Annotated in this window: 26 protein-coding genes; 8 read left to right on the top strand and 18 right to left on the bottom strand. The window is 62.3% G+C overall.

Annotation, left to right across the window (positions count from 1 at the left end):
- Nucleotides 1–2: 2 nt before the first annotated feature.
- From DEVEQU_RS14720 to DEVEQU_RS14700, 5 genes are all read right to left on the bottom strand, one after another.
- Nucleotides 3–887, bottom strand: a complete 885-nt coding sequence (locus DEVEQU_RS14720) for a PhzF family phenazine biosynthesis protein (RefSeq protein ID WP_126151359.1) — start codon at nt 885–887, stop codon at nt 3–5.
- Complete coding sequence (locus tag DEVEQU_RS14715) at nt 884–1,381, bottom strand: heme-degrading domain-containing protein (RefSeq protein WP_126151358.1); 498 nt, start codon at nt 1,379–1,381, stop codon at nt 884–886. The genes DEVEQU_RS14720 and DEVEQU_RS14715 overlap by 4 nt, the downstream gene beginning before the upstream one ends.
- A complete protein-coding gene (locus DEVEQU_RS14710; protein WP_126151357.1) occupies nt 1,381–1,848 on the bottom strand; it encodes a GFA family protein in 468 nt (155 codons plus the stop codon). Before DEVEQU_RS14710 ends, DEVEQU_RS14715 begins: the two co-directional genes overlap by 1 nt.
- 116 nt (nt 1,849–1,964) lie before the next feature.
- On the bottom strand, nt 1,965–2,987 hold the full coding sequence (ilvC, locus tag DEVEQU_RS14705) for a ketol-acid reductoisomerase (RefSeq protein WP_126151356.1): 1,023 nt from the start codon (nt 2,985–2,987) through the stop codon (nt 1,965–1,967).
- A gap of 27 nt (nt 2,988–3,014) precedes the next feature.
- Nucleotides 3,015–3,662: a TetR/AcrR family transcriptional regulator gene (locus DEVEQU_RS14700; protein ID WP_126151355.1), complete on the bottom strand. Its 648-nt coding sequence runs from the start codon at nt 3,660–3,662 to the stop codon at nt 3,015–3,017.
- Nucleotides 3,663–3,872: 210 nt separating this feature from the next.
- Between DEVEQU_RS14700 and DEVEQU_RS14695 the strand changes: the two genes are divergently transcribed.
- The 3 genes from DEVEQU_RS14695 to pepT all read left to right on the top strand — a co-directional run bounded on the left by DEVEQU_RS14695 (nt 3,873) and on the right by pepT (nt 6,981).
- On the top strand, nt 3,873–4,799 hold the full coding sequence (locus DEVEQU_RS14695; RefSeq protein ID WP_223214240.1) for a diacylglycerol/lipid kinase family protein: 927 nt from the start codon (nt 3,873–3,875) through the stop codon (nt 4,797–4,799).
- A complete protein-coding gene (locus DEVEQU_RS14690; protein WP_126151354.1) occupies nt 4,796–5,620 on the top strand; it encodes a metallophosphoesterase family protein in 825 nt (274 codons plus the stop codon). The genes DEVEQU_RS14695 and DEVEQU_RS14690 overlap by 4 nt, the downstream gene beginning before the upstream one ends.
- A 128-nt stretch (nt 5,621–5,748) precedes the next feature.
- Entirely contained in the window at nt 5,749–6,981 is a 1,233-nt protein-coding gene (gene pepT, locus DEVEQU_RS14685) for a peptidase T (protein WP_126151353.1), read from the top strand.
- 5 nt (nt 6,982–6,986) lie between these two features.
- Here pepT and DEVEQU_RS14680 read toward each other — a convergent pair whose 3' ends face one another.
- Nucleotides 6,987–8,072: an HD-GYP domain-containing protein gene (locus tag DEVEQU_RS14680; RefSeq protein ID WP_164550424.1), complete on the bottom strand. Its 1,086-nt coding sequence runs from the start codon at nt 8,070–8,072 to the stop codon at nt 6,987–6,989.
- A 132-nt stretch (nt 8,073–8,204) separates the two neighbouring features.
- Here DEVEQU_RS14680 and DEVEQU_RS14675 point away from each other — a divergent pair, with 132 nt between their 5' ends.
- A complete protein-coding gene (locus tag DEVEQU_RS14675) occupies nt 8,205–8,408 on the top strand; it encodes a hypothetical protein (RefSeq protein ID WP_126151351.1) in 204 nt (67 codons plus the stop codon).
- On the opposite strand, the gene DEVEQU_RS14670 is transcribed toward DEVEQU_RS14675, so the two are convergent.
- The gene (locus DEVEQU_RS14670; RefSeq protein WP_126151350.1) at nt 8,405–9,289 is read right to left on the bottom strand and encodes an alpha/beta hydrolase family protein; all 885 of its coding nucleotides are present in this window, start codon (nt 9,287–9,289) and stop codon (nt 8,405–8,407) included. The two genes, DEVEQU_RS14675 and DEVEQU_RS14670, sit on opposite strands and share 4 nt — an antisense overlap.
- A gap of 144 nt (nt 9,290–9,433) precedes the next feature.
- Here DEVEQU_RS14670 and DEVEQU_RS14665 point away from each other — a divergent pair, with 144 nt between their 5' ends.
- Complete coding sequence (locus DEVEQU_RS14665) at nt 9,434–10,558, top strand: NADH:flavin oxidoreductase/NADH oxidase (protein WP_126151349.1); 1,125 nt, start codon at nt 9,434–9,436, stop codon at nt 10,556–10,558.
- Between the two features lie 49 nt (nt 10,559–10,607).
- On the opposite strand, the gene DEVEQU_RS14660 is transcribed toward DEVEQU_RS14665, so the two are convergent.
- From DEVEQU_RS14660 to DEVEQU_RS14650, 3 genes are all read right to left on the bottom strand, one after another.
- The gene (locus DEVEQU_RS14660; RefSeq protein WP_126151348.1) at nt 10,608–12,530 is read right to left on the bottom strand and encodes a potassium transporter Kup; all 1,923 of its coding nucleotides are present in this window, start codon (nt 12,528–12,530) and stop codon (nt 10,608–10,610) included.
- Nucleotides 12,531–12,688: 158 nt separating this feature from the next.
- Nucleotides 12,689–13,279, bottom strand: coding sequence for an NADPH-dependent FMN reductase (locus DEVEQU_RS14655; protein ID WP_126151347.1), 591 nt, complete (start codon nt 13,277–13,279; stop codon nt 12,689–12,691).
- A 178-nt stretch (nt 13,280–13,457) separates the two neighbouring features.
- Nucleotides 13,458–13,907 carry a hypothetical protein gene (locus DEVEQU_RS14650; RefSeq protein ID WP_206437858.1) on the bottom strand — a complete coding sequence of 150 codons (450 nt, stop codon included), beginning with the start codon at nt 13,905–13,907 and terminating at the stop codon, nt 13,458–13,460.
- Between the two features lie 71 nt (nt 13,908–13,978).
- Here DEVEQU_RS14650 and DEVEQU_RS14645 point away from each other — a divergent pair, with 71 nt between their 5' ends.
- Nucleotides 13,979–14,335 (top strand): MerR family transcriptional regulator, encoded by a 357-nt coding sequence (locus DEVEQU_RS14645; RefSeq protein WP_126151346.1) that lies wholly within the window; start codon nt 13,979–13,981, stop codon nt 14,333–14,335.
- On the opposite strand, the gene DEVEQU_RS14640 is transcribed toward DEVEQU_RS14645, so the two are convergent.
- The 3 genes from DEVEQU_RS14640 to DEVEQU_RS14630 form a co-directional block, all read right to left on the bottom strand.
- Nucleotides 14,332–15,072, bottom strand: a complete 741-nt coding sequence (locus tag DEVEQU_RS14640) for a pyridoxine 5'-phosphate synthase (RefSeq protein ID WP_126151345.1) — start codon at nt 15,070–15,072, stop codon at nt 14,332–14,334. The two genes, DEVEQU_RS14645 and DEVEQU_RS14640, sit on opposite strands and share 4 nt — an antisense overlap.
- Nucleotides 15,073–15,164: 92 nt before the next feature.
- Complete coding sequence (gene ilvN, locus DEVEQU_RS14635) at nt 15,165–15,719, bottom strand: acetolactate synthase small subunit (RefSeq protein ID WP_126151344.1); 555 nt, start codon at nt 15,717–15,719, stop codon at nt 15,165–15,167.
- Between the two features lie 23 nt (nt 15,720–15,742).
- Nucleotides 15,743–17,512, bottom strand: coding sequence for an acetolactate synthase 3 large subunit (locus tag DEVEQU_RS14630; protein ID WP_126151343.1), 1,770 nt, complete (start codon nt 17,510–17,512; stop codon nt 15,743–15,745).
- Nucleotides 17,513–17,924: 412 nt separating this feature from the next.
- Between DEVEQU_RS14630 and DEVEQU_RS14625 the strand changes: the two genes are divergently transcribed.
- Entirely contained in the window at nt 17,925–19,424 is a 1,500-nt protein-coding gene (locus DEVEQU_RS14625; RefSeq protein WP_126151342.1) for an inorganic phosphate transporter, read from the top strand.
- On the opposite strand, the gene DEVEQU_RS14620 is transcribed toward DEVEQU_RS14625, so the two are convergent.
- From DEVEQU_RS14620 to DEVEQU_RS14605, 4 genes are all read right to left on the bottom strand, one after another.
- Nucleotides 19,421–19,882: an NUDIX hydrolase gene (locus DEVEQU_RS14620; RefSeq protein WP_126151341.1), complete on the bottom strand. Its 462-nt coding sequence runs from the start codon at nt 19,880–19,882 to the stop codon at nt 19,421–19,423. The genes DEVEQU_RS14625 and DEVEQU_RS14620 overlap by 4 nt on opposite strands.
- 113 nt (nt 19,883–19,995) lie before the next feature.
- A complete protein-coding gene (locus tag DEVEQU_RS14615; protein ID WP_126151340.1) occupies nt 19,996–20,211 on the bottom strand; it encodes a cold-shock protein in 216 nt (71 codons plus the stop codon).
- Nucleotides 20,212–20,505: 294 nt separating this feature from the next.
- On the bottom strand, nt 20,506–20,781 hold the full coding sequence (locus tag DEVEQU_RS14610) for a glycine zipper domain-containing protein (RefSeq protein ID WP_126151339.1): 276 nt from the start codon (nt 20,779–20,781) through the stop codon (nt 20,506–20,508).
- Between the two features lie 70 nt (nt 20,782–20,851).
- Entirely contained in the window at nt 20,852–21,232 is a 381-nt protein-coding gene (locus tag DEVEQU_RS14605) for a DUF423 domain-containing protein (protein WP_126151338.1), read from the bottom strand.
- Between the two features lie 68 nt (nt 21,233–21,300).
- On the opposite strand from DEVEQU_RS14605, the gene DEVEQU_RS14600 reads away from it, so the two are divergent.
- The gene (locus DEVEQU_RS14600) at nt 21,301–22,725 is read left to right on the top strand and encodes an MATE family efflux transporter (protein ID WP_126151337.1); all 1,425 of its coding nucleotides are present in this window, start codon (nt 21,301–21,303) and stop codon (nt 22,723–22,725) included.
- Here the strand turns inward: DEVEQU_RS14600 and miaA are convergent.
- On the bottom strand, nt 22,722–23,603 hold the full coding sequence (gene miaA, locus DEVEQU_RS14595; protein ID WP_126151336.1) for a tRNA (adenosine(37)-N6)-dimethylallyltransferase MiaA: 882 nt from the start codon (nt 23,601–23,603) through the stop codon (nt 22,722–22,724). The two genes, DEVEQU_RS14600 and miaA, sit on opposite strands and share 4 nt — an antisense overlap.
- Nucleotides 23,604–23,607: the final 4 nt, after the last annotated feature.

The following is a 23,607-nucleotide window of genomic DNA, read 5'->3' as shown; positions in this document are numbered from 1 at the left end:
CCCTATTGCCCCAAATCCAGAACGCCCTCGGCCAGAACGACAGCCTGTCCACCAATCGCACCGTGGTTAATCTGCCCATTCTGCTTGCGGAATTGCAGGCTGATCTGGCAGGGCCGCCCCATCTCGACGCCTTGGCGCAGCATGCGGTCGAACTGGCCATCGCCCTGCTCGTGTTCGGCCAGGAGCCCGATCAGCGCTGCCGCGGCAGAACCCGTTCCGGGGTCCTCTCCCAGCCCCATGCCGAACATGCGCGCGGCGAGATCGACGCCGGCTTCATCGGGAGTGAGCGTGAACACATAGGCCGAGTGATGGTCATGATGGAACACCGTGTTCCATTCCGACCGATCGAGTTTGATGCGCCGCAGCGCCTCGGCATCGCGCACCGGCACCAAGTGAAAGGTGAGCCCCGCCGAGAAGACGGACGGCTGGAACGTGCCACAACCGATGTCGTCGCGGGAAAGACCCAGGGCCTTGGCGATTCCGGCGTGATCGGGCAGATCGGCTATCCGCTCGGGCAGGCGGGGCAGCGCAAAGCGAGCGTCGCCGGTGCGCCGATCGACCCGCTCGAACAGCGCTGTCACCAGCCCAACCTTTTCCTCGATGCGCAGTGCCGACGCTTTCCCTTGCAGCCCCAGCACGACGGCGGCGCCCACCGTTGGATGACCCGCAAAGGGTAGCTCTTCGTGAGGCGTGAAAATGCGAACCGAGGCGGTGTTGCGCTCGTTCTGCGGCTTGCACAGAAACACCGTCTCGCTGAGGTTGAACTCGCGGGCAATCGCCTGCATTTCGCCGTCCAGCAGACCATCCGCCTTGGGAACGACGGCAAGGCCATTGCCTTGGAGCGGCGTGCGGGTGAAGACGTCGAGGATGAGGTAAGGAAGTTTCATGCGCTGACCTCCGGCAAGGCGTATTCGGCGCGATCAAAACCGAGATGATCGCAGAGCGCGTCGACGACCACAGCATGGTCCTGCCGGCCAGGCAGGCCGGAAATGGTGAGTGCGCCGATGATGCCAGCGCCCGGCACACGAATGGGAAAGCCGCCACCGGCGATGACATAGTCGGCGGGATCGGCGCCCGATTGCGGCGAAAACGGCACTTCGCCACGCTCCAGCACCAGCCGATAGGAGGCACGGTGGAAACGGCGTACCGAATTGATTTTGCGGCGCACCCATTCGGCATTGTCCGCGCTGGTGCCGGCGGTGGCCGAGAAGAACAGCTGACGGTCCCAGCTGCGAATGTCGACAACCAGCGACAGCCCCTCCGCCAATGCTCGGGCGCGGATGGATGAGCCGAGCGCAAAGGCCACATCTTCATCGAATGCGGGCAATACCAGCGCCTGCTCCTGCCGCTTGACGCGGGCGATATCGTCTTGGTTCTGCATCAGAAATCCTGCTGGGAACGGGTCCAGGCATCAAACAGCGGCGTGCGGTCGACAATGCCTTTGGGGAAATTGGCAAGGGCCGCATCGATTTCGACCCAGGCGGCCTTGCTGTCGGTCCAGATATTGCCCACCGGCCGCGCCCAATCCATGTTGTCGAGCGTGCCGGCGCGGCCGACCTTTATGCCGGGCAGCGGCGGGTCGTTCCACATCCAGCCATGGCAATGAGCGCAAAAGTTCATGCTGATGACATTGCCGCTGTCGGCGCGGCGCTCATAGCGCGCGATATCGCCCGAAAGCAGCTCGAAATCCTCATCGCGGACGATCATCGACATCGACCAGGCCGCGCCGGAAAAGCGCTGGCAGTCCTTGCAGTGACAATTGTAGACGCTGAGCGGCGACGCCTTGAGACGGTATCGCGCTGCGCCGCATTGGCAGCCGCCTTCGACCGGAAACACTGGCAATGTCATGGTTCACTCCCCCGAGGGAGAAGCTGTAATGCGTTTGCGGCGTGATTTGAAGCGGGACGCGACAGCGTCGCCCTGGCCAAAGAAAAACGGGGGCTTTCGCCCCCGCTCTTGTGCTTTTAGTTCTTGGCTTTGTCGACCAGGGCGCCGGCCTTGATCCACGGCATCATGTCGCGCAGCTTGTTGCCGACATCCTCGATCGGATGCTCGTCGGCCAGGCGACGGGTCGCCTTGAAGCGGGCGCCGCCGCCGGACTTGATTTCCTGCATCCATTCGGAGGTGAACTTACCCGACTGAATGTCGTGCAGAACGCGCTTCATCTCGGCCTTGGTTTCCGAGGTGATGATGCGCGGACCGGTGACATATTCGCCCCACTCGGCCGTGTTCGAGATCGAGTAGTTCATGTTGGCGATGCCGCCCTGATAGATCAGGTCGACGATCAGCTTCACTTCGTGCAGGCACTCGAAATAGGCCATTTCCGGAGCGTAGCCGGCTTCCACAAGCGTCTCGAAGCCGGCGCGGATCAGCTCGACCAGGCCACCGCAGAGCACGACCTGCTCGCCGAACAGGTCGGTTTCGCATTCTTCGCGGAAATTGGTTTCGATGATGCCCGAACGGCCGCCGCCAACGCCCGAAGCATAGGCCAGCGCGATGTCATGGGCATTGCCCGATGCGTCGTGATGCACGGCGATCAGGCAGGGCACGCCGCCGCCACGGGCATACTCGCCGCGCACGGTGTGGCCCGGGCCCTTCGGCGCGATCATGATCACGTCGACGGTGGACTTGGGTTCGATCAGGTTGAAGTGAACGTTGAGGCCATGGGCAAAAGCCAGGGCAGCGCCGTCACGGATATTGGGCTCGATGTCCTTCTTGTAGATATCGGCCTGCAGCTCATCGGGGGTCAGCAGCATGATGACATCGGCCCAGGCGGAAGCCTCGGCAACGCTCATGACCTTGAGGCCTTCACCCTCGGCCTTCTTGGCCGACGGCGAACCCGGACGCAGGCCAACGGCGACATTGGTCACGCCGCTGTCGCGCAGGTTCAGCACATGGGCGTGGCCCTGCGAACCGTAGCCGATGATGGCCACTTTCTTGGACTTGATGATGTTGAGATCGGCATCACGATCGTAATAGACGCGCATTGGGAGTCTCCCTCGGAAAGCGGCTTGTTATGTGTTTGCCTTGGCGCCGTAAAGCGCCAAAAACTGGTCCGTAGCGATCTTCACATCGGCTTCGATGTTGGATTCGACATTGGATTGGGTGAGGCCATTGTCGCCGAGCAGCAGACGGATCTGCACGTCACGGACGACCAGGCCGAAAAAGGTGCGATAAGCTTCCTCGCTGGAGGAAAAGCGCAAAAGGCGTGCGTCCCGCGCCGCTTCCAGGATCGGCTTGAGGCGGCGGCGAACGGCCATGGGGCCGTTTTCGAGCACGATATTGCCCAGGCTGTCCTTTTCCTGAGCGGCATGGGTAATGGCGGTGCGGTTGAGCGTGATCGACACTTCGCCGATCAGCGTGGTCAACAAGTCGCGTGCGAATTGCTCAAGGCTGGCGCGCAGCGCCTTGGTGTTGAGGTGGCTGCGATCAACATAGGGCATGCGCACCTTGGCTGCCTGCCACTGCACCGTCGCCGTCAGCAAGCCATCGCGGTCGCCGAACCACTTGTAGAGTGTTTCCTTGGAGCAGGAGGCGCGGCGCGCGACCGCGGTCATGGTCAACCCATCGCCATTTTCCACGAGCAGATCCAGCGCCGCGGTCAGCACAGCCTGCTGCCGGGGGGTGAATGTCTCTTCGCTGACCTTGATCGCCAGGGCCACGGCGTAAACTCCAATAGTCCACGACAGGCTCAACCCCGTCGTTGAGCAGAGGCGTACCGTACGGTACGGTTCCAGGCAAGCCCCTTTCGCGCATCACCCATGGAATCTGTGGGTGCATCATTTGCGCAGCTCTTCGCGCAAAACCCTTTCTCGCGAGGCAACGCCTTGGCTCCGAACACGTTTGCCCTGCACACGATGGAAGGCGCCGCAATGTCCGACAGACTCTATCATGTCATTCTGAACCCCAACTCCGGGACCGCCAGGGCGATGGGTGTCACCGCAGGCATGCTCGCAGAGCTGTTTGCCAGTCACGGCCTCGAGGCCGTTATCGACGACAATGACAGCCGCCCCCTGATGGATCGCATTCACGAAGCAGCTGAAGGACCTGCCGACGTCGTTGTCGCGGCTGGTGGGGATGGGACCATTACTGCAATTGCCGGGGTTTTGGTCGACAGCGAAAAGGACCTCGCCATCTTGCCGCTCGGCACGTTCAACGCCGTCGCCAAGGATCTGCACCTCCCCCTCGACCTCAGCGGCGCGGTGGCGGCCCTGGCCTCTGGCACGGTGCAGAAAATCGATGTGGCCGAGGTCAATGGCCGCATTTTCATGCAGAAGGTGGTGATCGGTCTATTACCGGGTCTCGCCGCAGGCAGGGAACATATAAGGGGTCGAGAAACCTTCGCGACCAAGATCGGCTTCATGCGCTACTTCTTTCGGCGCCTGGCTCGCCAGCGCCGCATGGCCGTCGCCATCGAGCCGGACAATGGTGAAATGCGGATCGACCGGGTGCAGGCCATGGCCGTTGCATGCAATGCCTATGACGAGGGCATGGGGCGGTTCTTTTCCCGCCAGAGCCTCGACCGGGGTACACTCACCCTTTATGTGCTGCGCCATCTGAACGCCCGCGATTTTTTCCGGCTGGTCACCGGCATGCTGCTGGGACGATGGCACGACGACGAAGCGCTGAGCATGGAGAGCGTCAAGTCGGTGACCATCGACACACGCCGGGACCTGGTCAAGGTCATGTTTGACGGCGAGGTCGAGACGCTGCAAACGCCTTTGCGTTTCTCCATCAAGCCAAAGGCATTGTCGGTCGTGGTGCCGGCTGAAACACTCGAAGCCGTGGAGGCCGCATGAAGATTCTGCATATTTCCGACCTGCATTTCGGCCACCACGATCCCGAACTGGCGGCCGGATTTTCGAACGACATCAACGCGCAGCGACCGGACCTGATCGTGGCCAGCGGCGACTTTACCCAGATCGGGACCAAGGAGGAATTCGAGCAGGCTCGCGAATTTCTCGACACTTTGTCGGCCCCCGTTTTCGCGGTGCCCGGCAATCACGACGTGCCGGCCATCAACATTTTGCGGCGCTTCCTCAACCCTTACGGCCTTTATAAGCGCTATATCTCCCCCGATCTGGAGCCTTTCCTCGAAATGGGCGGGGTGGCCCTGGTCGGCATGCGCACATCGCGCCGGGCGCGGCTGGAATGGAACTGGGGCCATGGCTCCATCTCCCGTGGTCAGCTCGATGACCTGGCCGAACGTTTCGCCCAGGCCTCCCCCAATGCGGTGCGGGTGATCGTGGCTCACCATCCCCTGCTGTTCCCGACCGAACCGATGTTGCAGAAAACCAAGCGGGTGAAGCGGGCCGACGACGCTCTCGAAACCTTTGCCGGGCTTGGCGTGCGCCTGGTGCTCTCCGGGCACTTCCACCTGTCGTATGTGCGCAAACACGAATCCAACGAGAAAGCGCGCGAAGGCGAACCTATGGGCCTCAGCAAGTCCGTCCGCGCCCCCATTCTCATCGCCCAGGCCGCTTCCGCCATCTCCACGCGGCTGCGCGGGGAAGGCAATGCTTATAACCTGATCGATATTGGCGATCAGATCACGGTGACCGTACGCGAATGGCGCGATGGCGCCTGGACGACGCGCGATCGGGCAACAGAACCGGTTTAGCCTGGGCCTGAAATCACTGGGCCAATCTGGGTGGTATTGCGGCGCAATGCCACCTCCTGCGCTTTCCCGGAAGGCGAAAACGTCCTAAGCCTCTGCCCAACCCAAATGCCTATTCCGGATTGCCTCTCATGACCGATACCGTTCTCGACCGCTTCCTGCGCTATGTCGCCATCGATACGCAGGCTGACCCCAATTCGATGAGCCAGCCTTCGACCGAAAAGCAGAAGAACCTCGGTCGCCTGCTGGTTGAGGAACTGCTCGCAATCGGGATCAGCGACGCACATCTGGACGAGCATGGCTATGTCTATGCCACCGTGCCGGCCAATACCGACAAGCCCGATGTGCCAGTGATCTGCTTCTGCTCGCACATGGACACCGCGCCCGATTTCACCGGCACCGATGTGCGCCCCAAGATCATCAGCAACTATACCGGCGGGGACATCGCGCTGGGCAATTCCGGCCGCGTTATTCGCGTCGCCGAGCATCCCGAACTCGACAACCAGATCGGCAACGAGGTCGTCACCACCGACGGCACAACGCTGCTGGGTGCCGACGACAAGGCCGGCATCGCCGAAATCGTCACCGCCGCCGAAATCCTGCTCAAGGACCAGTCGATCAAGCATGGCACGATCCGCCTGCTGTTCACCACCGATGAGGAAATCGGCCGGGGCGTCGACAAGGTCGATCTCGAAAAGCTTGGCGCGCGCTTCGCCTACACGCTCGACGGCGAAACCGCCGGCACCATCGAGGACGAGACGTTTTCCGCCGACGCCCTGACGCTCGAGATCACCGGCGTCGCCATGCATCCTGGCTTTGCCAAGGATCGTATGGAAAATGCCATCAAGATTGCCGCGACCATCGTCGCCCGCCTGCCCCGCGATGTGTCACCGGAAGGCACGGAGGGTCGCGATGGCTTCGTACACCCGGTCGATATTTCCGGCTCCATGGACAGCGCCACCATCCAGTTGATCGTGCGCGACTTCACCGAAGCCGGGTTGGTCGAGAAGCACAAGATGGTCGAGGACATCGCCCGGTCGGTGCTCGAAACCTTTCCCGGCTCCTCCTTCACGGCGACCCGCAAGGAGCAATATCGCAACATGAAAGTGGTGCTCGACCAACATCCCGAGATCGTCGACAACGCCGTGGAAGCCATCCGCCGGGCCGGCATGGAGCCAGTGCGCGGCTCGATCCGCGGCGGCACCGATGGCTCGCGCCTCTCCTTCATGGGCCTGCCCTGCCCCAATATCTTTGCGGGTGGCCATGCTTTCCACTCTCCGCTGGAATGGATCAGCCGCCAGGATATGGAAAAGGCGGTGAAAACCGTCGTCGAACTGGCAAAAGTCTGGGAAGAGCGCGCCTGAGGCGATCAGCCAAGCACCGCGCGGGCAAGATGGCGCACCAATGCGCCTTCGAGCTTGCCGGCTTCTACCATGCCCTCTAGGATTGCGATCGCAGCGGCAGGCTGCATCTCGGCCTTGTAGGCACGGCGCTCCACCAGTGCACCATAGATGTCGCACACCGTAGTAATGCGCACCTGCGCGTCGATCGCTCTTGCGGTCAGCGCGTAGGGGTAGCCACTGCCGTCGAGATATTCGTGGTGACCCACCACTGCGGCCAGCGTGTCCTGCGGCACATCCCCATGCTTGGCCAGGAACTTGAAGCCCTGATAGGGGTGGGTCTTGATGACGGCAAATTCCTCGTCCGTCAGCTTGCCCGGCTTGTCGAGCAACGCCGTCGGGATCACGGCCTTGCCGACATCGTGCAGCAATCCCACGCGGGTCATCATCCGCACATCGGCTTCGCTCATGCCGGCGGCCTGAGCGAAGCGGGTGAGCACCCCGGCGACGATGATGCAGTGCTGCATCGTGCCTTGATGGTGCGAGCGCACGGTATCGAGCCATGGTGCCAGCCCGTCATGACTGATCGCCGTCGCAACCTCGTCACACGCGGCATAGACCTTTACATGATCAGGCGCATCCCCCGCCGTCACTGCCTTGAACAGGCCATCGAGCGAGGCGGCCGCGCTGCGGATCGAGACCGCCGACTCGCTTTGCTGTGCTGGCCAGCTCTGCGCCGAGGCACTACGCTGCAGCGACTGGCGCTTACGCGCCTGATCGAGGAACTTCGTCAAATCGGGCTTGGCCAGCGGCCGGTTGGCAATGGCGCTGGCGCCGATCGCGCCGGCATGCACTACTTCGGCGCGCTGACCTTTATCGACAACGAAAAGCATCGGCACGCCCGGCTTGAGCCCGGAAAGAGCCGCGCGCACCTTTCTCGCCTCCGGCACAGTAGCGAGCGGCAGGTCTACGACCACGGCGACGGCATCGGCCAGTTGCATCGGCCGGTCCTGTCCGAACTCGAACCACTGCATATCGGTGGCATCGAGAAGTTGGGCGTAGCGCGCCTTAGTGGGCGCGGTCCCGACAAAAAACATCTCCGCAGCCGACGACATTTTCGATGCTTCCACATGCGCAATCGCAATTGCTTCCTGTCTAGAAGAAAATCGCGAATAAATTCCCAACTTCGCCAAGGTCATTCGCTAAAATCTGCGGATTATTGCATCATCCGAGACCAAACGACGCTCATGCCCAATGATCCCAATTCTCTGATCGGCCTTGCCGTCGTCGCCATCATCGTCCTGTGGCTGGTCTTCTCGGTCCTGAAAAAGCTCTTCGGCCTGGCGCTGGTCGCAGCCATTGTCGGCGCGGCCGCCTTTCTCTGGTTCAATCCCGGCCTCGCAGCCCAGCTCTGGGCGCAGGCCCAGATGATGCTGGGCATGCGCGGCTAGGCCAGCCACTTGGCGAAAAAGCCCATTACATGCTCGCGCATGAGCGGCGTTTCCCAGTGACCAATCCCCGGCTCGCTCAAGACCTCGAGGCGTTCCTCATGCTGTCGGTAGGCAGGGCTCAGTTCAACCAGGGCCTGCTCGACTGCCAGCATGGGGCTAAGGGCATCCTCTTCGCCAACGCAGATGAGTTGCGGACGCGGTGCGACAAGCGCAGCGATGCTACCGCCATCGGCCTCCTTCAACAGGCCGGGAACGGTGAGATAGATACCGTGTCCGTCATGCGCGCCCAGCGCGATCATGGTGCGGAAATCGGCAAAGCAGCAGAGATGCGCCACTGCGGCGATACGGTCGTCCAGCGCTGCCAACCAATAGCTCAGGACACAGCCCATGGAGAGCCCAAACGCACCGATGCGGCTGGCATCGACATCTTGGCGCCCAGCGAGGTAGCCGAGCGCTGCCGCATGGTCGGAAAGCATGTGCCCAAACAAGGATTTGCCCTGCCATAGCAGGGCCTTGGCGGCGAAGCTCTCGCTCTCCGTGGCGCGCTCGCCGAACACCGGCATATCGATGCACAGCGTCACATAGCCTGCTCGTGCAAAGACCGGGCCCAGCGGGTCCAGCAAATATTCCCGGCCGTCCAGCAGCTCTCGGGCCCCCACGGCATAGCCGCCACCATGGGAGTGACCATAAAGAATGGCCGGCAGCCGCCCTGCTCCATCCAGCGGGCGGGTGAGAATGCCACGCACTTCGTCGGTACCGATTTTGAGGCGCAGATGCTCGATGACATAGTCACCCGCCAGCTCTTCGCGCCGCGACACCAAAACGGCGTCACGATCCTCGAAAGCCAGGAGGTCGCGAAAACGGCTTGCGGTGATCGACATGCTGGCTCCGTCCGAACTGACAGGGCAACACTAGCAACTGCCATACAAGACGAGCAACAGCGGAAACTCCATCGGCACTTGCCGATGAAGCGTAAATGCCCCATTTAGGAGGCCAACCCGTTCCTGCCTCCCAAGGACAATCCCGTGTCGAAACTGTTCTCCCCGCTGACCTTGCGTGACCTTACCCTGCGCAACCGCACCATGGTGGCACCCATGTGCCAATATTCATCCGTCGATGGCTTCGCCACCGACTGGCATTTCGTGCATCTGGGGCGGTTCGGCATGGGCGGCTTCGGCCTCGTCATGCTCGAAGCCAGCGGCGTGCTGCCCGAGGCTCGCATCACCTATGGTGATCTGGGCATCTACAAAGACGAGCACATCGCCCCCCTCGCCCGCATTGTGGACTTCCTCCACAGTCAGGGCGCAGCTGCCGGCATCCAGCTTGCCCATGCCGGACGCAAGGCATCGACCTCTGTATCCTGGAATGGTCCGGAGCAGCTCGCCACCGAAGAACAGCGGCGCAAGCTGGGTTACGAGCACTGGCAACCGGTGGGCCCCAGCGCCATTTCTCATGACCCCAACGATCCCGATTTTCAGGTCCCCTTGGCGCTCGACCGCGCCGGCATCGACCGTGTCATCGCGGGCTTCGCCGCTGCGGCCCGGCGCGCCGATCAGGCTGGCTTCGACACGGTGGAAGTTCACGCCGCCCATGGCTATCTGCTCAATCAGTTTCTCTCCCCGCTCGCCAACGCGCGTACCGACAATTATGGCGGCAGCCTTGAAAATCGCATGCGCCTGACGCTGGAGGTCGCTGAGGCGGTGCGCGCCGTCTGGCCCAGCGGCAAGCCGCTGATGGCGCGTCTCTCGGTCAGCGACAATGCCGAGGGCGGCTGGACCGTGGAGGACAGCATCGTGCTGGCTCGCGAACTCAAGGCGATTGGCGTCGACGCCATTGACTGCTCGAGCGGCGGACTGGCCCAGGGCCGCATCAAGCCCGCTCCGGCCTATCAGGTGCCCTTCTCTGCGGCGGTGCGGAACGGCGCAGGCATCGCCACGGCGGCCGTCGGACTGCTGGATGACGTGCTGGCGGCCGAAGCCATTCTCGAGCGCGGCGAGGCCGATATTATCGCTCTGGCGCGCGGCGCCATGAAGGACCCGAACTGGGCGGTCAACGCCAATCTCGCCCTGGGCGGGAATTACGATCTCTGGCCCATCCAGACTCAGCGCGTCGACAGCCGCGACCGCTTCTTTGGCAAGGCACAAATCTGAGCGTCGACAACCTTCCGACAGACAAAAGGGGCCCAAGGGCCCCTTTTTATTACAGCACCACCTGAGTGCCGATTTCGACCACGCGGCCGGTCGGGATGTGGAAATACTCGGTGGCGTCGCTGGCATTGCGTGCCAGGCGGATAAACAGGCGGTCCTGCCAGAAGCGGAAAAAGCCGCTCTTCTGCCCAAGCTTCAAAGAGCGACGTGACAGGAAGAAGGAGGTCGACATGATGTCGAACTTCCAGCCCAGCTTGCGCGCCAGCACCAGGGCCTTGGGCAGGTTCGGGCTCTCCATAAATCCGAAGGTAACGACGACGCGATAGAACAACTCGTTATAGGCGTCGATGGTGACCTTCTCGTCATCGGGAACGCGCGGCGACGTCGACGTCCGGACGGTCAAGATGACGTTTTTCTCGTGCAGCACCTTGTAATGCTTGAGCGAGTGCAACAACGCGGTTGGCGCCCCCTCGACATCGGAGGTCAGGAAGATCGCTGTGCCTGGCACCGTGGTCGGCTTTTTCTTGGCGAGATTGTTGACCAGGAATTCGAGCGGCACCTCGTCGCGGCGGGTCTTGTCCGACAGGCGGCGACGCCCGGCCATCCAGCTCCACATCATCAGAGCAACGATCAGCGCCACCGCCGCAGGGACCCAGCCGCCCTGAAGCAGCTTGGCGGCATTGGCGGCAAAGAACGAGCCGTCGATGATGGCGAACATGATGCCGAAGCCGATCACCACCGCCGGATGCCATTTCCAATTGCGCCACATCACCACGACCAGCAGCGCCAGCGTGACGATCATCACCCCCGACACTGCGATACCATAAGCATTGGACAGCGCGGCCGAACTGCCGAAAGTTGCCACCAGCACCAACACGCCGATCATCAACATGGAGTTGATCTGCGGCATATAGATCTGGCCGCTCTGGGTAGCCGAGGTGTGCTGGACCACCATGCGCGGCAGCATGTTGAGCGCGATGGCCTGCTGGGTGAGGCTATACGTGCCGGTGATGACGGCCTGGCTGGCGATGATGGTCGCCATGGTGGCCAGGATCACAAAGGGCAACAGCGCCCATTCCGGCTGCATCTGGAAGAAGGGGCTTTCGACATTCTCGATGCCCACCGACAGCACGAAGGCGCCCTGGCCGAAATAGTTGAGAAGCAGGCAGGGGAACACCAGACCGAACCAAGCCAGCACGATGGGTTTGCGCCCGAAGTGGCCGAGATCGACATAAAGCGCCTCGGCCCCGGTAACGGCGAGGAAGATTGCCCCCATAACCACAAAGGCAATGCCGATATGGGTAAAGAGGAATTGCAGGCCCAGAAGCGGATTCAGCGCCTGCAGCACGCCGGGATAAGCCACGATATGGACAAAACCGGACACGCCAAGAGTCAGGAACCAGACCGCGGTGATCGGTCCGAAAACAATCGCAACCTTGGCGGTACCGAAGCGCTGTACAGCAAAAATGCCGATGATGATCACCAAAGTGATCGGCACCACCCAGCGGCCCATGCCAGGAGCGACAAGATCCATGCCTTCGACAGCCGACAGCACCGAAATGGCCGGTGTCAGCAATGCATCGCCGTAAAACAACGCAGCGCCGAACACGCCCAATGCCGTGATCCACACCGGCGGCTTTTCGAAGGTCTTGCGCGCCAGCGCCATCAGGCTCAGCGTACCGCCCTCGCCATTATTGTCGGCGCGGGTGACGAAAAACACATATTTGAATGCCACCGTCAGAGCCAAAGCCCAGACAATGAGCGACAAGAGGCCCAATATCTCCACCTCGCTGGAGGCGGCACCCGGCCGGACATGAGTGGCCTGCCGGAAGGCATAGATCGGGCTGGTACCGATATCGCCGTAAACGACACCGATGGCTCCCAAAGTCAGGACCGGCAAACCACTCTTGTGGTGGCCATCCTGTTCGGTCGCGACGACACCGGCCTCAGGGCCGGACGAGTTCGCATGCGTCATGAGCTTTGGGGCTCTCGCTGTTTCGGGCGGGCGCCGCTATACACCCGCCGCCGGTCATACACAACCAATACAAGACCGAATGGTTCAAACGCCAGCAGGGGCTGCCTCTTGCGAAGCTGCCCCTGCCAGGCAAACGAAGACGGAGGTCTTCGAAAAGTTTATTCGGCGGCGCGAGCGGCCTTGGCAGCATTCCCCCACCAGATCAGCTGATCCAGCATATCCTTGGCGGACGGGCCGATCGAAGCTTCCAGGTCGTTCAGGGTCTTGGTGCCGCCGAAGCCGGGGTGAACGGAGAAGAAGTCGCCGCCGGCCAGATGAACGGCCGAGCGGGTGGAGACCATCTGCAGCTCGACACCGATGGTGCGCAGGTTTTCCACCGCGCGGGCACCACCCACCGAACCATAGCCAACGGCGCCGAACGCCTTCTTATTCCACTCGACATAAGCCTGGTCGATGGCATTCTTAAGCGCGCCGGTGATGGCACGGTTGTATTCGGCAACGACGAAAATGAAGCCGTCGAATTCGCCGATCTTCTTCTGCCAGCGAACAGCTTCCGGGTTCTGCGAGGGAGCCCAAGCGTTCGAGGCGACTTCGTCGAAGAAAGGCAGATTGAAATCGCGCAGGTCAACGATTTCAGCGTCGATCTCGGGGCGCTCATTGGCCTTCTCGAGAATCCACTGCGCCGGAATTTCACCGAAGCGCGTGGGACGGGTGGACGAGATGATGACGCCGATCTTGAGCTTGGACATTTGATTGCCCTCCTTGGTAACAAATCGTAACTGAGGCGATATATGTGCCCACCGGAGATTTCCTCAAGTGGGCACTACCATGTCATCCGGCAACATTGGCGTACCATAGGCACACCAATGTAAGTGTTCGGGATCATTGAGATTTCGGCATTTTCGCCGTATCCGTCCCATCGAAATGCTAGCTGTGAGCGCCGACATTTACGGACTGTTCGTCCAGCAACGACAATCTTTTCTCTTCTGAGATCGGCAGCAGCTGCACGATGCCGAAGGCAATCTCGATGATCAGCAGCGGCAGGATCGCCAGGCTCAGCCCATTCAGCAACGCATTGATTTGCCAGGCGGCAAACAGGAAGCGCGCCACGGCATCATAACGGCCAAGAACGGCCAGCCCCAATCGCAGCCGCGCAACGGACCAAACCACCACCACCGACCCCATGAGGTTGCCGAGCAGCATCGACATCGGATCGATTGGCGGCAACTGTCCCGGCAGGCCCAGCGCACCACCAAGCCAGACCAGCACGGTGTGCACCAATGGCAGCGTCCATGGCGTCGCAAAAGGCAAGCTGACAATGAGGTCATAGGCGGCACTGGCGCGCATGATACGAAGATAGGCTTTTGCATCCAGCATGATTGACTCCTTTTCTGCAGGACGCAGAACCGCTAAACCCTTGAGTACACTCCAGGGTCAAGAGGAAAATCATGCAGATCGGCGAACTGGCGGAACGCTCCGGGCTAAGCCGCGACACGCTGCGCTTCTACGAGAAGCGTGGGCTCATTGCCTCCTTGCGCCGCCCGAATGGCTATCGCCACTATCCGGACGAGACGCTGATGTTGCTGAACTATGTCCGCACCGCGCAGCGGCTGGGCTTTTCACTGGCGGAGATCGAAACCGAGCTCCCGGCGGCCGGGGAAAACCTGCCTGGCGCAGCGCGGCTCGCCGACCTCTTGCGCCACAAGATCTCCTCGATCGATAGCCGCATCGCTGAGCTGCAAAGCCTCAGAGACGACCTCGCCACCCGACTCGATCTGGCCTGCCCGCTCGGCGTCGAAAACTAGGCCAGCACGGCAATATAGCGGCGGGTTGCCTCGGCAAAGCCCATCATCAGGGCGTCGGCGGTGATGCCGTGGCCGATGGAGGCCTCGGCGACGCCCGGCACCGCTGTCTGGAAGGCAGGCAAATTCTCCAGCGTCAGGTCATGGCCGGCATTGACGCCAAGCCCGATATCGAGCGCGGCCTGACAGGTCCCGGCCAGCGCGGCCAACTCAGCTTCGGCGCGCGTGGGGTCCTCGTAGCAGGCACCATAGGGGCCAGTGAACAATTCGATGCGGTCGGCGCCGGTGGCCTTGGCGGCCGCAACGCCCGCCGGACCGGCATCCGGATCGCAGAACAGCGAGATGCGCCTGTCCTCGCGCTTGAGGCGCTGCACCACCGAGGTCAGGAAATTGCCCTTGCCGAGAAAATCCCAGCCATGGTCCGACGTTGCCTGTGCCGGATCGTCGGGCACAAGCGTCACCTGCTCGGGATTGACCATCTCGATCAGGTCGAGAAAGTCCTCGCTGGGATAACCCTCGATATTGAATTCGGCCTGGGGATAGTCAGCCCGCAACAGCGCCGAAAGCTCGAACACATCGGTGCGCCGGATGTGGCGCTCATCGGGGCGGGGATGAATGGTGATGCCGCTGGCACCCGCATCGAGCACCACCCTGGCAATGCCGGTGACGCTCGGCCACGGCAGATTCCGCCGGTTCCGCAACTGGGCGACGGCATTGAGATTGACGGAAAGCAGAGTCATGGCAGGGCCTCGAAGTCTTCGCGCCCTGCCATACACCAGACTGGGCGATCCGCCCAATCGAACCTTTTGATGAGCCTATCAGCTCTTGTCGATTACATCCCCTCGGCGCCGCGCGCGATGGCGGCGAGGCCGGTGCGAACCACTTCGACGAGGCCCAAAGGGGACATCAGCGCGATGAAGCTGTCGATCTTTTCCGGCTTGCCGGTGACTTCAAAGACAAAGCTCTCGACCGTCGCGTCGACGATATGGGCGCGGAAGGCATCGGCGAGACGCAGGGTCTCGGCGCGGTGCTCGCCCGAACCACGGACCTTGATCAGCGCCAGCTCACGCTCGAGATAGGCGCCTTCAGCGGTCAGATCGTGCACGCGGTGCACCGGCACCAGTCGTTCGAGCTGGGTCTTGATCTGGACGAGGACCTTCGGCGTCGCCACCACCACCACAGTGATGCGACTAAGTCGCCGGTCGTGTTCGGTCTCGCTGACGGTCAGGCTCTCGATATTGTAGCCGCGGGCCGAAAACAGGCCGACGACGCGGGCGAGAATGCCTGGCTCGTTGTCGACGAGGACGGAGAGGGTATGGCGCTCGGCCTGCTGGGTTTCCTGGGTCAGGAAATAGGCCGAACCGGTGGGCTGCAGATGTGCGTTCATTTCAATATTCCTCCGCAACCGGCCTAGACCAGCGCGCGTCCCTTCTCGTCGATGATGTCGCCGATATCGGCCGTATCGGGCAGGATGATCTCGTTATGCGGCTTTCCCGAGGGGATCATGGGCAGGCAGTTCTCGTCCTTTTCGACCAGCACGTCGAACAGCACCGGACCGTCATAATCGATCATCTCGGCAATGGCGGCATCGAGCTGGGCCGGCGTATCGCACTTGATGCCCTTGGCGCCATAGGCCTCGGCCAGCTTGACGAAATCGGGCAGCGATTCCGAATAGGAATGCGCATAGCGCGAACCATGCAGCAGGTCCTGCCACTGGCGAACCATGCCCATGCGCTCATTGTTGAGGATGAATATCTTGATCGGCAGGCGATACTGCACCGCGGTCGAGATTTCCTGCATCGTCATCTGCACCGAGGCTTCGCCGGCGATGTCGATCACCAGCGCATCGGGATGGGCCACCTGCACGCCGACCGCAGCCGGCAGGCCATAACCCATGGTTCCCAGACCACCCGAGGTCATCCAGCGATTGGGCTGGTCGAAATGGAAATGCTGGGCCGCCCACATCTGGTGCTGGCCGACCTCGGTGGTGATGTACACCTCCTTGGCCTGCTTCTTCGTCGCTTCGAACAGGCGCTGAATGGCCCATTGCGGCTTGATGGTGGTGTCGGAATTCTTGAACCCGAGCGAATTGACCGAACGCCACTTTTCGATCTGGCTCCACCAGGGCGCCAGCGCTTCCGAGCGCGGCTGGTTGGTCTTGGACCGCCAGATGCGGATCATCTCTTCGAGCACGCGATTGCAATCGCCCACAATCGGCACGTCGACGCGAATGATCTTGTTGATGGAGGACGGGTCGATATCGACGTGGATCTTGCGGCTATTGGGCGAGAAGGCATCGACGCGGCCGGTGATGCGGTCATCAAAGCGTGCGCCGATATTGATCATGACGTCGCAGTCATGCATCGCCATATTGGCTTCATAGGTGCCGTGCATGCCCAGCATGCCCATCCATTGCGGATTGGAGGCCGGGAAGGCACCGAGGCCCATCAGCGTCGAAGTCACCGGGAAGCCGGTGAGCTCGGCCAGCTCGCGCAGGTTTTCCGAGGCTTCGGGACCGGCATTGATGACGCCGCCACCCGTATAGAAAATCGGGCGCTCGGCCTTGAGCATGAGATCGACCGCCGCTTCAATCGCGGCGGCATCGCCGTCCACCTTGGGACGGTAGGACTTGTGACGCAGCGTGCCGGGTTCGGGCTTGTAATAGTCGCCAACGGCGAACTGCACGTCTTTGGGAATGTCGATGACCACGGGGCCAGGACGGCCGGTCGTGGCAATGTGGAAGGCCTCATGCAGGACGCGCGGCAGGTCGGCGACGTTCTTCACGAGATAATTGTGCTTGGTGCAGGAGCGGGTAATGCCGACAGTATCGCATTCCTGGAAGCCGTCGGTGCCGATCAGCGTCGTGGGAACCTGGGCGGTGATGCAGACCAGCGGGATGGAATCCATCAAGGCATCGGTAAGGCCGGTGACCGCATTGGTCGCGCCGGGACCAGAGGTGACGAGGACCACGCCCGGCTTGCCGGTGGAGCGCGCATAGCCTTCGGCCATATGGGTCGCGCCCTGCTCGTGGCGCACCAGGATGTGCTTGACGAAATCCTGCTGGAACATCGCGTCATAGATCGGCAAAGCCGCACCACCGGGATAGCCGAAGATATGCTCGACCCCCTGATCGGTCAGCGCCTGGATCACCATTTCAGCGCCGGTCATTTTCTCGGCCATTGTCAGCCCTTCCTAAATCCTTGCCCCTCCCGGGGTCTTGTCCGTCACCTGCCGCCTCTCCCGCGCGGCGGAAAAAAGGCAATAAAAAAGGCCCCGTTTGGGACCTCATGTTCGGCGCACCAGCTATCGCGCGGGGATTTACCCCACGTTGCCGATGCGCCTGCGTACTACGAGAATGAGTGCCCGCACTGGACCGCTCCAAAAAATCTGACGGCGCATTGATAGGAGCAAGCAGCAGCGCAAGTCAAGTGTCGATGCGTTCCGGTATCCGCCACGCGGCCCCGCACCGTCACTGCTCCTGCCTTGCCGCCTTTAAAATGCGTGGACCGCCGGCCTGATGGTTGCAAAACAGGTGGCCAGAGCGTCAGACAATGCTATGGGGCACTGGCACAGATTATGACGGTTCGATGACATGAGCAAAAGCGCCCTCGACAAGGACTTGCAGCGGGTCACTGGCCTGGAGACGGCAACGCACGACCTTGGCCGCGCCCTGGCCGCACCGGGCATAGCGCTGGTGTTCCTGCTGGTTGCAGCCGTCTGGGCCAGCTTCTCGGTGGTTCAAGGCCCAACGACCTATGTGGTCGTCATCGGTGCCATCATTGCCGGCTATATGGCGCTGAATGTCGGCGCCAATGACGTGGCCAACAATATGGGCCCTGCAGTCGGTTCTCGCGCGGTGTCCATGGTGGGCGCGCTCTTCATTGCCGCCATTTTCGAAGCCGCAGGCGCCCTGCTCGCCGGTGGCGACGTGGTCAATACCGTCGCACGGGACCTGTTAACCTCGGCCGAATTCGATACCTCGACCTTCGTTATGGTGATGATGGCAGCGCTTCTGGCCTCCGCGCTCTGGGTCAATCTCGCCACCTATATCGGGGCACCGGTGTCCACCACCCACGCAGTAGTCGGCGGCGTGGTCGGCTCGGGTATCGCCGCAGCCGGCTTCGGCGTCGTCAACTGGCCCACGATCGGCGCCATCGCCTCGAGCTGGGTCATTTCGCCGGTCTTGGGCGGCATTGCCGCAGCCGGCATGCTGGCGGTGATCATGTCGACCATCACCAATCGCATCGACAAGATTTCCGCCGCCCGCATCTGGGTGCCGATCTTCGTCGCCGTCATGACCGGCGTTTTCGCTATGTATCTGGCCACCAAGGGGCTGAGCCGCGTCTGGTCCCCCGATGTCTGGACCACGGCAATCCTCGGCGTAGTCTTTGCCGCCCTGGGCTGGATCATTTCCATGCCCTGGGTGCGCAAGCAGTCCATGAACATGGAGAACCGCAAGAAGCACGTGGCGACACTGTTCCGCCTGCCATTGGTTGTCTCGGCCGCCCTGCTCTCCTTCGCCCATGGTGCAAATGACGTCGCCAACGCCATCGGCCCCTTCGCGGCCATCGTGACGGCACTTGAAACCGGCCATGGAGAAGTCGCCAATATCGTCCTGCCCTTCTGGGTGCTTGCCATTGGCGCCATCGGCATCTCGCTGGGCCTGGCCCTATTCGGGCCGCGCCTGATCCGCACCGTCGGCGAGCAGATCACCAAGCTCAATGAAATCCGCGCTTTTTGCGCTGCGCTCTCAGCCGCCATCACGGTGCTGGTCGCATCGGCACTGGGCATGCCGGTCTCTTCGACGCATATCGCCGTTGGTGCCGTTTTCGGCGTCGGCTTCCTGCGCGAATATATCTCGCGCCGGGACATGGAAGGCACTGCCGTTCCGGTGAATGCGCGCTTCGTCGATGCCACCCAGCTCAATGCAACTCCGGAGGAAGCTCTGGCCAATGCGCGCAAGACCGAGGGGCGCCTCTTGGTGCGGCGCCACCACGTCTACAGCATTGCGGCTGCCTGGGTCGTGACCGTGCCCGCTTCGGCCTTGCTTTCTGGCCTTTTGTTCCTGGGGCTCGACCTGATCGTCGGCTAGTTCCCGACAATCTGCTCATGCAGGCGTGCCGCCAGGCGCGCCAGCGACTTGTCGGCCAGAAGACGGCGGGCCTCCGCCAGCGTCGCCCAATGGCGCAAACGCTGGTCCTGCTCACGCCAGACATCATGCTGCTGGATAACGCGGAGCGGATAGAGATCGACATCGACCAGCGTCGCACTGTCCGTACCCATGCCGGCGCGATAGCTGCCGACTGCGGTGGGCGCGATATCACCGGTTACCCCGGCCTCTTCCATCGCCTCGAGTGCGGCGCTTTCCCACGGCGTCATATTGGGCTCAATGGCTCCCTTTGGGAAAATCCACTTGCCGCTGCGGCGCGAAGTGATCAGCAGGAAGGCCATGCGCCCGTCGACAATGGCATAGGGCATGGCACCGGCCTGGCGCAGGCTGGCGGGAGTCTCGACCCGGGGGCTCCAATTTTTGAGGAAATCGCGCACCATGGCCGGCTCCGTCTAAGGGATTGTCCGGCTCTCTCGCACGACATGGGGCAGGTGTCTACCGCCCAAAAAAAGAAAGGGCCCCGAAGGGCCCATTTCCAAACACGGGCCGGCGATTAGCTCAGCAGGGTCAGGTCGGTGGCCGAAACCTTGCCATCACGGCCGGTCTGCAGCTCGAAGCTCACCTTGTCGCCTTCAAACAGGCCCTGCAGGCCCGAACGCTGAACGGCGGAGATGTGAACGAATGCGTCCTTCTCACCATTGTCAGGAGAGATGAAGCCGTAGCCCTTGGTGGTGTTGAAGAATTTCACGGTACCGGTAATGGCAGCCATGTATGGACCTCTTGGTCTGTTATGCCGCTGATGCGGCGGAAGGGTTTATCCAGTCCCCGTGCGAGGAATTTGGACTTACGATTCACGAGATCAGGAGGTAGCCAAGTTTCCGGACAGGCCGGTCGTTCAGATAGCGCAAGACAAGTGGCACGTTGCAATAAACTATAGTTTTCGGCGATTATTTTCAAGGCCAGACTGCAGACAGCAAGACACCCGGCAGGATGACCGGCCGGGTGCCTGGGCGCCCGGGAGGGCGCGAAAGCCACAGGGGGCGCTGTGGCTTTGGGGGACGTTTTAACCGCGCGGGCAGGTGTCGATATAGCGGGTGCCGTTCGGACGCTGATAGACGCAGCGATCATTGCTGCCTTCAACCTTGCCCAGAACATTGCCGGCGGCTGCGCCGACCACACCGCCGATGCCAGCACCGACAGCGGTTCCGACAATATTTCCGCCCGTCGCGCTCGCACCAACAATGGCGCCGCCGATGGCGCCGACCGTCGCACCCTGCTGGGTGGTGGTGCAGGCCGCCAGGGAAAGCGCGGTAGCGGCAATGATCAGGATCTTGTGCATGAATACCTCCAACGACATCGTCGCAGCATAAATGCGCCGGCCTGCTAAAGGTTCCGGTCAGATTTAATACTTATTTAGTGAAATCTGTATTCGGCCGCCACAGCACCGCCGCCACGACGAGGCCGAGCCAGGCGAGGATCATCAATCCGCCCCCGAGCGGCGCAGCGCCTGGGAAGGCGCCCTGCCCCAGTTGCTCGCGCAGCGCCAGATCGAGCCCGAACAAGATAGTCCCGAAAGCCAGGGCTATCCCAGACCAAACCATGACCCGGCCGCGCGCCGCAAGACCAAGCGCAACCAGCACCGGGGCATGGGCGAGGAAGATCGTGGCAATGGCGGCGATATTGCGACTGTCACTGCTATGCGACGCACGCGCCGCGGCGGCGACGCCAATGGCGCCCAACAGCCCGGCAATGCCCAGCAGCACGCGCCGTAGCGTTCCCAACTTATCCACTTGCGGCATCCGGCTTCCCCAAATCGCTGCTTTGGCATAGAGCATGGGCGCGAGATTGGGAAACGACAATGAGCGAGATAGTCGCGTCACCGGGCGTGACGCTACCTGAACCCGCGCCTGCCAATGGCTGGTTGCGGGAATTGCGGGCAACCTTTGCGTTGGCCTGGCCACTGGTGATTGCGCAGCTGGCGCAGAATGCGCTGCACACAACCGACGTGATCCTGCTCGGTTGGCTGGGGCCGGACTATCTGGCCGCCGGCACGCTCGCCACATCCTTTTTCATGCCCATTCTACTGTTCGGCGTTAGCATTGTCGGCGCCGTCGCGCCACTGGTGGCGCAGGCGCGGGGCGCACGCGACATCAAGGCGATCCGCCGCATCGTCCGCCAGGGGTTCTGGGTCACCATCGTCATGTCGACGCTGCTGCTGCCGCTGGTGCTGCAGGTCCGCCCGATCTACGAGCGCCTCGGACAGGACCCCGCGACCACGGCCATGGCCGAACAATTCCTGCAGATCGTTGCCTGGTCGCTGTTCCCGGCTTTGGGGATCATTGCCCTGCGCTCGCTGCTCTCGGCCTTTGACGCTACCCGCGTGGTGCTGGTGATTACCGTACTCGGCGTGGTGGTGAACGCCGCCGTCGCCTATACCCTGATCTTCGGGCATTTCGGCATGCCGCGCCTGGAATTGCGCGGCGCCGCCATCGCCACGCTGACCACCAACATCATCATGTTCCTGGCCATGCTGACCTATGTGGTGCGGCATCGGCGCTTTGGGCGCTTTCATATCCTGATCCGGTTCTGGCGCGCCGACTGGGGCCACTTCCGTGCAATCTTCCGCATCGGCCTGCCCATTGCCCTGACCGTGGTGGCCGAGGTCGGCATGTTCACCGCCGCGGCCCTGCTCATCGGGCGCCTGGGCACTGACGAACTTGCGGCGCACGCCGTGGCGCTGCAATGCGCGTCCATGGCTTTCATGGTGCCACTGGGGCTGGGAATCGCGGCCACGGTTCGCGTCGGCATCGCCTATGGCCGCCGCGATGCGGAAGGCATCAAGCTGGCGGGCTGGACCTCGTTCATGCTGGGCACCGGCTTTATGGTTCTGTCCTGCGTGCTGTTCCTGACCATGGGCCCGGCGCTGGTGACCATCTTCCTCGATCCCAACAATCCGGAAAACGCCAATGCCCTTGCGCTCGCAGCCTCGTTCCTGGCCGTCGCCGGCTTGTTCCAGCTCGCCGATGGCGCGCAGGTGGCGGCTGCACATGCGTTGCGCGGGTTGAGCGACACCAAGATCCCGATGCTCTTCGCCATTCTGGGCTATTGGGGCATCGGCCTGCCGGTCGGCTATCTGCTCAGCGACTTTGCCGGCTGGCGCGGTGTCGGCGTGTGGACCGGGCTCGCCGTTGGCCTCAGCTTCGTAGCCGTGGTGCTGGTGACGCGCTTTGCCATGCGTGAGCGGCTCGGCCTGCTCGACGCACTGAAGCCGACCAGCGCTTAGAGCGGGTCGAGTCGGGGCCAGTCGCTCATGCGGTTGCGGAACCAGGTCCGCTGCCGTTTGGCATATTGGTGGGTGGCGATGATCGAGAGGGCAATTGCCTCTTCGCGCCCCGTCCGCCCGTCGAGCCAGTCTGAAATCTCGGGCACGCCAATGGCCTTGAGGGCAGGCAGGCTTGGATCGAGATTTTGCGCCCGCAGGTTCTCGACTTCCTCAACCGCCCCTTGGGCAAACATGGTTTCGAAGCGACGGGTTATGCGCGCTCGCAGCACCTCGCGATCGGGCGCCAGCACCAGCCGCTCCACCGCCCAGCCATCAAGCAGAGCCGGCATATGCGCCTGTTGAAAATGGGATAGTGGTTGCCCGGTCGCGCGCTTGACCGCCAGCGCCCGGATCACGCGTTGCGGATCGGCCACCTTGAGACGAGCGGCAGTTTGGGGATCTTCCGCGATAAGCCGCTGCATGCGGGCCGTCGCATCCAGCCCCTCTATCTCGGCCTGCACCGCAGCGGTGACGGCATCGGGAATGACAGGCACCTCGGCAAAGCCGCGGGTCAGCGCATCGAAATAGAGACCGGTACCGCCGACAAAAATCAACTCGCGCGCCGGGTCGGCGTCGGCGATCACCTCGGCCACCGCGCTGAGCCACTGGCCGGTTGAAAAGCGCGTGGCGGGCGATACCATCCCATAGAGCCGGTGTTCGACCAGCCGCTCGTCCTCGGCCGAGGGCCGTGCCGTGATGATCCTGAGCCCGGAATAGACCTGCATGGCGTCGGCATTGACGATGATGCCGCCCCCCCGCTGCGCACGCGCCAGCGCCATGGCCGACTTGCCGCTGGCAGTCGGACCCGCTATCAGGACCGCACGCCTTTGGGCCTTCATCCAA

The organism is Devosia equisanguinis, assembly GCF_900631955.1.
Classification (GTDB): Bacteria; Pseudomonadota; Alphaproteobacteria; order Rhizobiales; family Devosiaceae; genus Devosia; species Devosia equisanguinis.
Note: the sequence above shows the minus strand (reverse complement) of the source record. Positions and strands in the feature narration are given on the sequence as shown.